Below are 14,322 nucleotides of genomic sequence, written 5' to 3' on the forward strand. Positions count from 1 at the left end.
CTGCTGGCCGGATAACACGCTTATTTTACGGGGGTAGTCTAGCGTTGACTGAACGTAGGACAGTGCGGAGACAATTGCTCCACTGGGAGCGATGAGGTCAGAGGCTGTGATCCCCTCAGGTTTCATAAGAGAGTTATAGAAAACGGCAGAGATGCCGTTTTTTTGTTGGAATCAATTGTCTCTGGTGTCACAGAAGGAAAATTGGTTTCTCTGTGGCTGATAACGAATGTAGGCAATTGACACATGTAGAATTCCTAATATGATGATATGGGGGAGGGGATGTTATGCCAAAAAAAGATAATATGTTAGCCATCCTATGGATGTTGAATTCGGGAGAGAAATGGACTGCAAAGCAAATATCTGAAAAGTTAGAAGTGAATATAAGAACCGTTTATCGGTACATTGATGCACTGTGTTCTAGTGGAGTGCCGATCATATCCGACGCAGGTCATCATGGTGGATATAGTCTGCTGAATCATTTTATCAGAGCGCCTCTGCTATTTGATATGGAAGAAAAAAAGACACTTCTTCATGCTGCTGTTTTTGCAAAAGAAGCCGGATATCCATTGAGTGAGACATTAGAGAATGCGACAGCCAAGTTGAAAATGTATTCGAATGAGCAACAGGAGAGCACACTAAATCATCAATTAACTGGATTTGAAGTGATAAACCGTATGGTCAGCCCTTCGAGTCAGCTCGTATTAGCGGATTTAGAGCATGCTGTAGAACAGGGAATATCTGTAGAGATAGATTACCGTACAAACCATGAAGAGAAGCCAAAGAACAGGATGATAGATCCCTATGGGATCGTTTACTGGAACAATAAATGGTATACAGTTGCATTTTGCCACCGAAGAAATGAAATACGAAGTTTCCGGGTAGATCGGATTTTAATGATCAAGCGTACTCAACTAATCTTTACACGTCCTGAGGCTTTTTCTAGCCGTGACTTTTTTATGAAAAACCTGTTACCTGATCTTGTGGGGAAGGAAGGGTTAATTTCTTTAAGGATCGAAGGCAGGCCGGAAGCGTTAGACGAACTAAGCATGCATTGGTTTTTCGGTCATCATCTGCAAGAGCGAACATCTAATCAAGCCATCTTTTTATTTGAGGAAAAATCCATTCATAATTCTGTCCCTTATTTTCTTCTATCCTATGGTAAATCCATTCGAATCATCGAACCCCAGAGTGTGAAAGACAGACTTGTGGCTATTGCAGCAGAGTTAATGGAATATTATCAACAATAATAGCTTCACTGACAGCGGATGTCAGTGAAGCTATTTTATAATGAGATAGTCAGTGATTATTGATGGATTGTAGTCCTTGATAGATAAGAAAAGGGGAGAAATTCAAAATGAAAAACACATTATATCTTTATGTTTTTGACAGCATGTCCGATTGGGAGATAGGTTATTTAACTGCTGAGCTAAACTCAGGAAGATACTTTAGAAAGGGACTGGCTCCAGTACAAATCGTTACTGTTGGGCTCGAAAAGACTCAAGTAATTACAATGGGTGGGTTGAAAATAACACCTGATATTACAGTGGATGAGTGCAACATTACAAGCGTAGATGCATTGATTTTACCTGGGGGAAACACATGGACAGAGGATATTCACAGGCCCATATTAAAATTTGCCGAGATGTGTTTACAGGAAGGGATCGTAGTTGGAGCGATTTGCGGAGCTTCCATAGGACTTGCTCAAGCAGGCATGTTAGATTCCCGCTCGCATACAAGCAATGATCTGGCGTATCTTAAAATGATTTGTCCGTCTTACACAGGCGAAGAATATTACAAATTGGACGTTGCTGTTACGGATGGAAAACTGATCACCGCTTCCGGAGTAGCTCCACTTGAATTTTCTGTTCATGTTTTAGGAGCGCTAGATGTATTTTCTCCAGAAACATTAGATGCATGGTATCGTCTTAATAAAACTCATGAACCTCAATATTTCTACGCGTTAATGAATTCAATCCAATGACCGCTCCGTTCAAGAGAAACGCCATCACTTCAATGTGATGGCGTTTTTTGATGGAATGCTCCGTAAGTCTGTCTTCTTATCGGAAGTGAAAGAAAAGACGTTTTCTAAAATGGTCCTCTACAACGGAGGACTTTAGGTATGTTGCTTAGCCAGAAGGAGCGTATCATCCTGTACACGCTTTCAATTATGCGAGTGTTCGATGAACCTTACAAAGAGAGTAGCTGCTTCGGAGCGGGTAGCAGTGGCTTTAGGAGCAAAGAGATTGTCCGAATTGCCTAATACAATACCGTTGCTCCGCATCACCTTAACGGCCTCCAATGCCCATGAGCTGATCTCACTCTCGTCCGTGAAGGACTTAGACTGGCTTTCAGGTATTTGATAGCCCTTGTACTGCATGTAGTTGTAAAGGATCACTAACATCTGCTCGCGAGTCATCGGAGAATTAGGGTCAAACAGATTGGCGTTTAAACCGTTGACTATGCCTTTTTCTGCCGCCCACTCGACTGCCGCCGTGTACCATTGTCCGTCCGTCACGTCGCTATAGCGGGAACTCGCAGAGTCGGTTTGTTTTACGTTCTCCAGATTGGCTAGTATCTGCACGAACATTGCACGTGTCATTCCGGTGCTAGGTGAGAACGATGTAGAAGTCGTGCCGTTGAAAAGGTTGTATGTGTAAGCGGAATTTACGTAACTGTAGAACCAGTCATCCATGCTGGTATCCCTAAAAGGATTACCTGATTGCACGAGGAAGCCCAGTGAGGTGGCATCATTGAATGCAAGCACCGTAGCCTCACGAATGTTTAGCGACAAGCCGTTGTTTAAATCGACTCTTGCTCCGTCCGGACCTATCACTATCGTGCCGTCGCCACGTATTTTCGAGCCTTCATGGACATGCATTTGATTGTCATTTGGCAGGTTCACGTTGGCTACTTTGCCACCCACAGTGACCGTACCGTCGTTCTCGATTGTCGATCCACCAGAAATGGTCACTGTGCCTTTGCTGCTGGGTAGCGTCACTTGGGCGATCTTGTCCGCCGGAATAGTCACCTTACCGTTAGAGTCTATCGTTGTACCCTCTGGTACCGTGATCTCGATCTCGCCTTTGGTTGAAATCTTGCCGCCACCGGGCAGGGTGGTAATTCCATTTTTGTCCGTGACAGCGGGTTTATCCTTCGGTGTAGTCAGGGTGTAGTTCGAATTTGATGTTCCGTTATCTGTCCCGGTGCCCGTACTGTCGGAGTTGCTTGTGTTACCAATGTTGCTTGTATTACCGGTGTTGCCCGTACTGCCAGTATTACCGGAAGTTCCACCAGAACTAGGCACGGTAGGAGTTGTCGCCGCTGTTGGCATGGCCGTCACACTGATCTCTGCTCCATCGCCCTTCGCGTTCAACGCGATGATCTTGAAGCTGTAGCTTTGGCCGTTTGTCAGGTTATTGAAGGTATATTTGGTCTCCGCCGCATCCAATGTGACTGGCGGTACGTTGCCATACCATACCTTATAGCCTAATATCGCGCTACCACCGTTGTCAGCAGGAGCAGACCAGCTCAAGGTGACCCGTCCGTCACCTACTGTCGCCTTGAGTCCACTCGGCGCACCGGGCGCGGCCGGTTTTCTTTGTGCGAACATCCAATCAAAGACATCTGTGTAGTCATTGTTCCAGGCCGGCAAGTTAGAGGATTGTGCCGTGGGAGCTATACTCCAAGTTCCCATCGTTATCTCGTTGTAGAGAACCGCCGCTTCAACTTCATGCGCTATATAATCAGCGAGAACAGGTGTGTTGGCAGGATTAGGTCTCAGATTAGGCTGATCAAATTGATTGTAAGGCCACGTAAGTACCTCATTACTCTCAAAGCGTGAAGCCCTTGCGTTAATCATTTTCGGCATATTGGTATTGATGAAATTATTGAGGTTAGTCTGGTAGCCACCAACATTATGAGCATTCAAAAACATCCAATAGGCCAAGTTATTGTGTGCGTCATTGGAGTTAGCGTTCGGTGAACCGCTTACCGGGGCCATCGGTGCGGCAGCAGCGAAGAAGCCGGGATAGCTGTTCACTAAGTTGTTCGTATACTGCCCGCCCCAGGAGAAGCCTGCTGCATAAATACGGTTAGGATCTACTTCGCCGCTAGCGATCAAGGCGTCAATGACCTTTTTAACATTCTGTGTGGAGGGAACAGAAACGCCATTATAGGAAATATTCAGGATGTGGCTGGCGTATTTTTCGGGATTCTGTGCCATTTTTTTCATTAGAGCGACGGAGCCGTTGGCAGATTTCATGGCCGCTTTTTGGTCTGCCGCAGCGTTTGTGCCGCCGCGTGACATGCCGTGGGTGTACACATATAGCGGCAATCCTTTCATCACGTTACCGTCTTCATCCTTATGAAGGTAGAGCGAGCGATTGACCGAATTATCCGTGAAGGTTGTGAACTTATCAAGGATGGCATTCACAACTTTTTCTTGCTCAAAAACCACGTTGTGAAGTGCATTCCCCTCTGTCAGCACGATCTCACCCTTTGGGCTGAGGGTGTAAACCTGCTTTGTTGAGTTACTGCTGCCGTCCAGTGTTGTATTACCGCCGCTTTCTGAATAAAACTCAGACTCAACGACGATGTAACGCCCGCTCGCCAGTCCGTCCTGATAATCTGGTGAATTGCTAACCGGCCCCACATAGCCCCGTACCTTCGGTTCATCATTAGCATATACCCTTGTGATCTTGCGTGGTCCTTCTAAGGTAACCGCTTCACCATTCAGGGTGGTGTTCCTAACCGATAAGGCGAACAAGTCCGGATTAAGCGCGGAGCCTAACGCCGCCTTTCCCTCGCCTAAATCAATGATAACAGCCGTTGTGTACTCGCCACTGGCAAAGTTGTCATTCCATACGATAAAGGGAAGTACCCCTGCGTCCGGATCGTTCTTGAATGTCACATGAATGGTATGGTTAGCCTCAATATTCGAAAAGGTATAAGAGCCAGAAGATAGAGTCACAATCTCGCCATCTACCGTTACCGTATCCACAACTTTACCGGAATCGGGGGTAAACGTTATTTCTTTGTTAGAGCCCCGATCTACTCTCAGCACATCGCCGGGTGGGTTCGACATAATTGAGCCGCCCGGTCCGGCAGTGGCGGTAATGGATAATCTGGTGTCTAATTCATTAGCTGGGATGAGCTGCAGGCTGTCTATAAACGAATCAGAGCTGGTATAAGCCGCGTCGGGCACTCCAAAAGAGGAAACGACTTCATAGCGGTCACCGCCGTTTTCCGTTGAGTTATTGATGTAGACCTCAAAGGTAAGCTTTCCCTCCTGTAAGGTCAAGTTTCTTTTGGGTATTCTCATCTCCACGATATATCCAGTTTCCGTAATCTGGGTCCATGCAGCTCTGCCAGGAGCGGCCTGCCCCGAAAACACACCCGTCGCGCTGACACGCCATTGATTAGAGCCACTGGTTCCAGTACCAACATAAAACTCCAGGCTGTCGTACCGGTGATCTCCGCCAGCTCCCTGATATAGATTACTGTCATTCACAACTACGCGGGCATACAGGTAGTCGTGATCCCAGAGGATTCTGGCTGTGCCCGTGGCATGGGGTCTTGGGTCGGTGGGCACCGTGCTTTTGTTGATGTGATGTTCCATGGTTTGGCTCCAGAGTGGGTCGTTTGACCCGAGTTCGGGAGTGCCAAAAATGGCGGCCTTTGTTTCATTTGTTACTGCTGAGCTTTCAATGTTGTCACTGTCGGCAGCGTAGCTCGTAGGCATTAGCGAGGCCACCATTACCAAGCAACAAAGGAACGCGAGCATTTTTCTAAATCGTTTTGGCATAGATGCAATCCTCCTTATTTTTTGATCCGGTGCGCTCATGGTTTACTCGCATCCGTATTTGGAAGCGTTATCAAGTTTACAAGCGCCCAACTATATATATTATGTTTATCTAGAGTTAAATCCTTTATTTTCAATGTAGAGTATATATTGGAATAAAAACGATTGATTCGAGGAATAGGGACAATGCTTCAATCCACATCAAATTTCAAATTGAAATAAAAAAGTCCACGTTATTAACATGATAGTACATTGAATTGAAATATCGGAACACGTAATATGAAAAAATGTAAGCGTATTCATTTTGGGGTGGTTCTCTAGTTTCTTGAGTGAAGGGGTCTTGGTTTGAAAGCGAGCTATGGTTTTGTGTGCTTCTGAATATTCAATGAGGGGAAGAATGCTATGCGAAAGCGAATGACAAACATCACTTTGGTTTTACTGTTGACCTTCAGTAGCTGTTTTAGTTTTGGTATGTCATTTAACAATCAGGCTTCAGCTGACCCAATTACACCAACGATGTTGGCGCATTATCCATTGCTCGAGGATGTATTGGATACATCAGGTAATGGCAAGCATGGAGCGGCTGTAGGCAATATCACGTATGCCGATGGTCTTACTCTGCCTGGAGGGACCGATAGTACTACGAACTACGTGCAACTTCCTACGGGTTTGTTTGATCATCAAGAAAATTTAACGATTTCTGTATGGATCAAGAGTAACACTGGACGTGGTAACTATGCAGCATTATTTTACGGTACGCCAGCGGCTGAAAATAAGTTGCCAACGAATTACTGGCTGTTTAATCCATCCAATCCAAGTGGTGATTTTAAGTCGGTAGTTACAGATTCCAACAATGTTGACCAGCCTTGGACGACGGAGGTAGGCGTATCAGGCCCTTCTACTTCACAGTATGAAGGTCAATGGGTTCACTATACAACGGTCATCACAGAAGACTCTATTACAGGTTACATTAACGGAGTAAGTATAGGCACCGTCTCCAAAGAGAAAACAACAGCAAGCTTTGGTACGGATTTGCAAGCTTACATCGGTCGCTCCAATTATTTAGGGGATGCTACTTTTGCGGGTAGCTTTCAAGATTTGAGAATTTACGGAGAGGCATTAAGTAGTGATGATATCGCTGGAGTATATCAACAATCACTCGATGAAAAGCAAGTTCAACAAAGCAAAAAAGAGCTGACGTTAGGTGACCTATCTGCCGTTACCGAATCTCTTGAACTTCCTTCTGTCAATAAATATGGCGCATCGATAGTATGGACTTCCAGTGATGAAAGTGCAATTAGCCCAACGGGGAAAGTGTTTTTACTAGAAATGGAGCAACAAGTGACGTTAACGGCAACCATTTCTTTAGGTGGGAGCCAAGCAACGAAGGAGTTTATCGTCACCTTGTTACCTAAGGACGCCTCTATTGAACAAGTTACTGTTAAAGGTGTATCGCTCAATGAATCTGCACTTCGTTTATCAGTAGGGGACAGCGAGACACTCGTGGCTACAATTTCACCTGCAAATGCAACCAATAAAAAAGTTACCTGGACATCGAGTGATTCCAGTGTAGCGAATGTCGATTCGGCGGGTAACGTTACAGCGGTTAGTGAAGGGACAGCCACCATTACGGTACAAACGAAAGATGGAGATTTTACAGCTGTATCCGCTATTAACGTTCAAGCCAAGTCGCAAAATGATGATCTGATTCTTCATTACAACATGAAAACCACTGCAGAAGTAGATGGTCAACTCGTACTGAAGGATGTCGCCAACAAACAAGTTACATTTGATGGAATATTTAAAAATGTAAATAATGGACAATTCATTTCTAACCGTGAGGTTGGTTTTATTTCCTTCAATGGCGGAAGCTCTACATCGAATAGTGGATATGTTGAGGTTCCTAAGGGCTCAAATGGAAGGGATCTATTGCAAGGTCTGAATGAGATTACCGTATCTTCCATCGTGAACTGGACGAATGATGGTACGAATCGCTGGATCTTCGGTTTGGGTACGGTGTTAACTCCAGAAACGAACAAATATTTATTCGTAACCCCACGTCACGGTAGCGGATCAGGCAATATGATGGCTACAGGTATATCCAAAAATGGTTGGCCGAACGAAGCATTAGTCACAGGCAGCGCAAACTCCAATCTGATCTCTGGACAGTGGAAGCATGTAACGGTGTCCTTCTCCGAAGCCAGCAACACGATCACATTATTTGTGGATGGAGTCAAGGTTGCTTCAGGTAATGCGAAGGGACTCAAGCTGTCAGACATCATTAATCCAGATTCTACGTTCTCTGGTTTTATCGGAAAGTCCATCTTCGCGAACGATCCATATCTTCAAGGAAGCGTAGCTGATTTCCGAGTATATAAGCACGCTTTGACGGAGCAAGAAGTGGGGGACTTATATCAACAAGAAGCAGTAACTCATATCTCTCAAATACGTCAGCTTACTGTTGATGATGCGGCGAATCAACTTCGCATCGATCGTTACTTGGACGAAGCAGATCAGAGTGCGGATAAGATTACGAAAAACGTTACTTTACCGACAAGCGGTAAAAACGGGGTGAGTATCACCTGGAGTTCCAGTCAGCCGACAGTTATTTCTAACAGTGGCGCTGTACAACGTCCAAATGCTCAGTCAAGCGATGTTCAAGCAGAGCTAACGGCTACATTAACGTATCAAGGCGTATCTACATCGGCTGTATTCCCTGTTACGATCTTGAAGCAATTTGATGACCAGCAAAAGGTTGATCTGGATGCTGAACAATTAGAGATCTACAATGCAGACAATGTTAAAGGAAATTTGCGTCTTGTGACTAAGGGTGAACAAGGCTCCACCATTACGTGGACGTCTAGCAGACCTACCGTTGTTAAAGGCACGGCTGAAGCGGCGGGTAATGCTACACAGCTAGGGTGGGTAAGCCGCCAAGCTACGGAGGTACCCGTTAAGTTAACAGCCACAATTACAAGTGGCTCAGCTTCCAAAGAGCGTACGTTTGATCTTACCGTTAAAAAAGCAGCTGCGCCAGTACAGCTTGATGCGTACTTCTTTGCGTACTTTACAGGTGAATATGAGGGTGGTGAAGAAATTTCCTTCGCTACGGCCGAAGATCCATTGTACTGGAAAGCGCTCAACAATGGTAAGTCGATCCTTCAATCGAATATGGGTGAAAAGGGACTTCGTGATCCATTCGTTATTCGTTCAGCAGAAGGTGATAAATTCTATATGCTGGCAACCGATTTGAAAATGGGTGAAAGTACGAATTTCGACCAGGCTCAAATTACGGGCAGTCATTACATGATGATCTGGGAGTCGGAGGATCTCGTCAACTGGAGCGAGCAACGAATGGTCAAGGTTGCTCCCAAAACAGGAGGAAATACGTGGGCGCCAGAAGCGATCTATGATCCTGCAACTGGAGAGTATATCGTATTTTGGGCATCATCGATGAAAAATACAGAGACATACGGTGATTATAACGGGAGACCGGCAGGTCAGTACAATGTGATGTATTATGCAACAACACGAGATTTCTATAACTTTTCAGAGCCAAAGGTCATGATTGATGAGTCACTTCCAACCATTGATACGACGTTTATTGAGCATAATGATATGTTGTATCGATTTACCAAATCAGAAGTCAATACCAAAGTGTATGTGGAGAAAGCACCAAATTTCTACTATGACAAGGACGGTATTGCAGCCAATGGCCTTCAATACGACGCTGTTCCGGGTACACGTGATAACAAACTTGGCTTGATTGGAAAAAATGGAAACAACGAAGGACAAACCATATTTAAGGATATTCATCAAGACAAGTGGTATCTGTTCCTGGATTCATGGCCTTATCATGTACGATATACAACAGATCTGGATAGTAGCACGCAATATATGAACAATGTATTAAGCAGTGATCAATATGCACTTCCTCCAGGACCAAGGCACGGAACAGTGATCCCAATCTCACGTGCGGAGTATAATGCTTTGCAAGAGAAATATGCTTTGAAGGGACCCGCACCATCAACAGACCCGGTTGTACATTACTCATTCGATGCAAATACAGTGAATGGTACAACGTTGAACGACATTTCGGGGAACGGCCATCACGCAACACTGGTAGGTGGAGCAACGATAAATGAAGAGGATCACATCGGTAAAAAGGGCGCTTCGCTAGAGCTTAATGGGTCTACAGGATATGTGAAACTGCCAGATAACCTGATCCAATCTTTGAATCTGGAGAAGGCTACGTTCTCTACATGGGTTCAAATGGACAAAAATCAAGCGAATCAGAGAATATTTGATTTTGCTTCCGAAACAGGCAGACAGGTAAACCGCAACACCATGTACCTGAGTACACAAGGTGATACAGGTAGTCTGGAGTTCGCTGTCGTAACACCTTTTACAGAGAAATTTAGCAATGACAGCACGAAACTCGGGTCAGATTACAAATATGCATTGCGAAATGCTGGACTATTACCAACGAAGACTTGGCAACATGTTGCCGTTACTATGGATGAATTCGAAGCAGTACTTTATGTGAATGGGAAAGAGGTTAAACGCAGCTCGACATTTAATGTTGAGCCCAGAATGTTACTGGAAACAACGATGAATTATATTGGTAAATCAAGGAATAGTTCTGATCGTCTGTTTGACGGTAAATTGGATGATTTCCGCATTTATAATCGTGCTTTATCCGTTCAGGAGATTGCAGCATTAGCGGACGAAGACGTTACTCCTCCAGTAGAGCAGCCATCCGGGGCTGAGCTCATTCTGCACTACGATATGAATGATATCGATCGTGCGACTGCGACGGTTATTGATCAAACAGGTAACTTCAACGGGAAATGGATGAATCCGTCTAAGGCAGAATGGATTCGTACAGATGATGCTGGTGTGCTGAGCTTTAATGGAGGAAGAACGGACTCCTATGTAGAGCTACCACCAGGAATTCTCGATGGATTAACGGATATCACCGTTTCATCGATTGTGAACTGGAGCGGTAAAAACGCTGCGGAATGGTTGTACGCACTAGGAAGACCAAATAATAATACGCACTATACGTATTTCACACCACGTTATAATGCTAACGGTCTAGCGCGTTTAGGCATCGCGACGAATGCCTGGAATAATGAGTCTTCAACTTCTACCACGGGCTTAAAGAATAATGAATGGAAAGTAGTGACGACGGTTGTTTCAGGCAAGGATGGTACACTAACCATTTATATTGACGGTGTTGCTGTTGCAACAGGCTCAACGAATGGAATGACGCTAGAACAAATAAAAAATACTTCTGGCAGCAGTGGAACCATCGGTAAGTCATTTTATACAGCTGATCCATACTTCGGCGGGTTGATTGCAGACTTTCAAATCTATGATGGTGCTATGACGGCTACAGATATTACAACTCTTAAGGCGCGAGCGGATCAGAAGATTGCTTCAATGAAGGGCATGCTTGTATCGGGTGCGACAGAGAAATTAACGATCGATGAACTGCTTGCTTCGAATACATCCAAAGATTCGATTACAAGCAATGTAACCTTGCCAACTTCAGGTGCTTATGGCACAACAATAAGCTGGACAACGAATAAGAGCAATGTGATCTCAACTACAGGTGCCGTGACTAGACCAGATAACGCAACTGGCGATCAAGTTGTAACGTTAACAGCAATATTTACAGATGGTACAGAGACAACGAACAAAACTTTTACGTTGATAGTTAAAGCATTGCCGAGCGATGCCAATGCTGTAGATGAAGCAAAAGCAGCACTAGTTGTGCATAACATTCAGGATGTAAGAGGTCATCTCTCCTTACCGGCATCTGGATTATATGGATCAACGATTACTTGGGCTTCCGCTCAACCAAATGTCGTGTCGATGACTGGGGAAGTGCAACGTCCTGCACATAGTCGTGGAGATGTAGACGTGAAGCTTACAGCTACGATTAAATTAAACTCAGCATCCGCTACGAAGGAGTTTATTGCGAAGGTCAAGGAACGGCCTGCTGATGAAAAATATGCAGGATACTTCTTCACCTATTTCACTGGGGAAGGTACTTCAACAGGTGAGCAAGTTTATTTTGCACTAAGTAACGGTAATGATCCGTTAAGCTGGCGAGAATTGAATGAGGGTAAACCTGTACTGACCTCTACCTTAGGAGAGAAGGGAGTACGTGACCCATTCATTATTCGTTCGCCTGAAGGCGACAAGTTCTACATGATCGCCACCGATCTGAAAATCAACGGTAATGGTAACTGGGGCAGAGCACAGACATGGGGCAGTCGTTCCATTATGGTGTGGGAATCGAATGATCTCGTCAACTGGACAGATCAACGCATGGTAGAGGTTGCACCGGAAGAAGCGGGTAATACCTGGGCACCAGAAATCATGTACGACAAGACTACAGGCGAATATATCGTATTTTGGGCATCCAGAATGTTTAACGATGCATCCCATACAGGTAACGCTTATCAAAAAATGATGTATAGCAAGACACGAGATTTCTATACGTTTACTGAACCGAAAGTATATTTGGATTATGGATATTCCATTATTGACACCACGATGATTGAGCATGATGGAAAAGTGTATCGTTTTACGAAGGATGAACGAGACAACGGAGTTACTGCTCCATTTGGCAAGATGATTTTCCAGGAGATGGGTGACTCGATCTTAGATCCAGCCTTCAAAATGATTAATCAAGGTGTGGGTAACATGAAATGGGTCGAGGGCCCAACAATCTTCCAATCGAATACAGAAGAAAAGTGGTATTTATTCGTAGATGAGTTTGGTGGGAGAGGTTATATTCCATTCGAGACAACCAATCTTGCATCAGGTGTCTGGACATTATCTTCGAACTACAACTTACCCGCTAGTCCGCGTCACGGAACGGTCATTCCGATTACACAAAGTGAGTATGATGCACTCAGTGGGAATAGGGTACCGGTTAGCGGAATTAGCTTGGACAAAACGACATTGTCCATCGTAGAAGGTCAATCAGGACAATTAACAGCTACGATCACACCGGCAAATGCAACGAAAAAGGCAGTAAAATGGAGCTCAAGTAATCCAGCTGTAGCGACTGTAAGTGCGACAGGTCGAGTAACAGCGGTGGCACCAGGAACAGCAAGCATTACAGTAACTACAGTAGATGGTGGTATATCATCCAGCGCTACAGTAACGGTGACACCACATGCACCAAGCAGTGGTAATGGAGATGGTGGCGGTAGTGGTAGTGTCGGTAACATCCCTGCACCTACAGTACCACCAGCTTCTACAGGTGGAAGTGAACCGGTGGTGATGGGCAACGGTCAGATAAACATTAAGCCAGTTGTTAATGAGAACGGTGCTTCTATAGTGAAGCTAAGTCCTGATACAGTGAAGCGTGCACTTGATCAAACGACAGGTGGTAAGCTACAGGTACAACTTGAAGGAGATCAAAGCTTGAACGAGTTAAGCGTTGAGTTAGCGGTAGATCCCCGCTTAACAAGTGCAACTTCTAAGGTAGATCACATCGAGATTAACACAGGATCAGCAGTCGTAACGTTGGCTACCGAACGGCTTGTAGCAGAAACAAGCGCAGGGAAAACGTTAGGATTGTCGATCAAGAAAATAGCGGCTAATCAACTGCCGGTTGGCACACAAGCTAGGATGAATGGTGAGGTTGTATATGATATCAAACTAACGATAGATGGTACGAAGCTTACGGCGTTTGATGGTAGAGATGATCTTGTGATTGCATTGCCATATACGCTGAAGGCTTCTGAGAATCCAAACAACATCATCGTCTACGACGTGAAGGACAACGGAGAGCTAAGAGTCATGATGAATGGTAAATACAATGCAGGAACAGGTCAAGTAGAGTTCAAACCAACGGATCTAAGTAAGTATACGGTAGCGTATGTTGCAACGAGCTTTCAGGATGTGACCCAAGGCTGGACGAAAGATGCGATCTCGGCATTGGGAGCAAGAGGAGTCGTAAAGGGTGTGGGCGATGGCGAGTTTAATCCGAAAGGTCAGGTGACAAGAGCAGAATTCATCACGATGCTGATGAATGTGTTGGAGTTATCGGATGAGAGCGAGGCGGCAAGCTTCAGCGATGTGAAACAAGGAGAATGGTACCATGGAAATATCGCAATCGCGCAGAAGCTGGGGATTGTGAACGGGAAACCAGATGGTAGTTTCGGAGTTCATGAGAAGATTACGCGTGAAGATATAGCCGTTATGGTATACAAGGCGATCCAATTGAAGCAACTAAAATTACCAGATCGTGAAGCTAGATCTTTCAAGGATAAAGCAAACATTGCAAACTATGCGAAGCAAGCTGTAGAGACAATACAAGGAGCAGGCATCATAAACGGTGTAGGTAACGATGAGTTTGCACCGAAGAAAACGGCTAACCGTGACGAAGCAGCCGTGATGATCTATAATTTATGGAATTTGATGTAAGCTTGTTAAATATAGGGTATCTACGTGGAGTCAAGACGAAGCGGTTAACCTACTAGGCTCCCAAATAAAAG

Annotated in this window: 4 protein-coding genes; 3 read left to right on the top strand and 1 reads right to left on the bottom strand. The window is 44.9% G+C overall.

Annotated elements, in window-relative coordinates; genetic code table 11:
* Positions 1-284: 284 nt before the first annotated feature.
* Together H7T88_RS00805 and H7T88_RS00810 are read left to right on the top strand one after the other, a co-directional pair.
* Positions 285-1,247 carry a helix-turn-helix transcriptional regulator gene (locus H7T88_RS00805; RefSeq protein ID WP_221786471.1) on the top strand — a complete coding sequence of 321 codons (963 nt, stop codon included), beginning with the start codon at positions 285-287 and terminating at the stop codon, positions 1,245-1,247.
* 107 nt (positions 1,248-1,354) lie between these two features.
* Positions 1,355-1,981 (top strand): type 1 glutamine amidotransferase family protein, encoded by a 627-nt coding sequence (locus H7T88_RS00810; protein ID WP_221786472.1) that lies wholly within the window; start codon positions 1,355-1,357, stop codon positions 1,979-1,981.
* A gap of 180 nt (positions 1,982-2,161) precedes the next feature.
* Here H7T88_RS00810 and H7T88_RS00815 read toward each other — a convergent pair whose 3' ends face one another.
* Complete coding sequence (locus H7T88_RS00815) at positions 2,162-5,803, bottom strand: S-layer homology domain-containing protein (protein WP_221786473.1); 3,642 nt, start codon at positions 5,801-5,803, stop codon at positions 2,162-2,164.
* Positions 5,804-6,271: 468 nt separating this feature from the next.
* Between H7T88_RS00815 and H7T88_RS00820 the strand changes: the two genes are divergently transcribed.
* Positions 6,272-14,251, top strand: a complete 7,980-nt coding sequence (locus tag H7T88_RS00820; protein WP_221786474.1) for an immunoglobulin-like domain-containing protein — start codon at positions 6,272-6,274, stop codon at positions 14,249-14,251.
* Positions 14,252-14,322: the final 71 nt, after the last annotated feature.

The sequence above is a fragment of the Paenibacillus cucumis (ex Kampfer et al. 2016) genome, from assembly GCF_019748695.1.
In the GTDB taxonomy this organism is placed as follows: domain Bacteria; phylum Bacillota; class Bacilli; order Paenibacillales; family Paenibacillaceae; genus Paenibacillus; species Paenibacillus polysaccharolyticus.

What these genes read in the sequence shown, in the direction of transcription:
- H7T88_RS00820 (WP_221786474.1), top strand. Translation starts at nt 6,272, where the DNA reads ATGTCATTTAACAATCAGGCTTCAGCTGACCCAATTACACCAACGATG.
- H7T88_RS00810 (WP_221786472.1), top strand. Translation starts at nt 1,355, where the DNA reads ATGAAAAACACATTATATCTTTATGTTTTTGACAGCATGTCCGATTGG.
- H7T88_RS00805 (WP_221786471.1), top strand. Translation starts at nt 285, where the DNA reads ATGCCAAAAAAAGATAATATGTTAGCCATCCTATGGATGTTGAATTCG.
- H7T88_RS00815 (WP_221786473.1), bottom strand. Translation starts at nt 5,803, where the DNA reads ATGCCAAAACGATTTAGAAAAATGCTCGCGTTCCTTTGTTGCTTGGTA.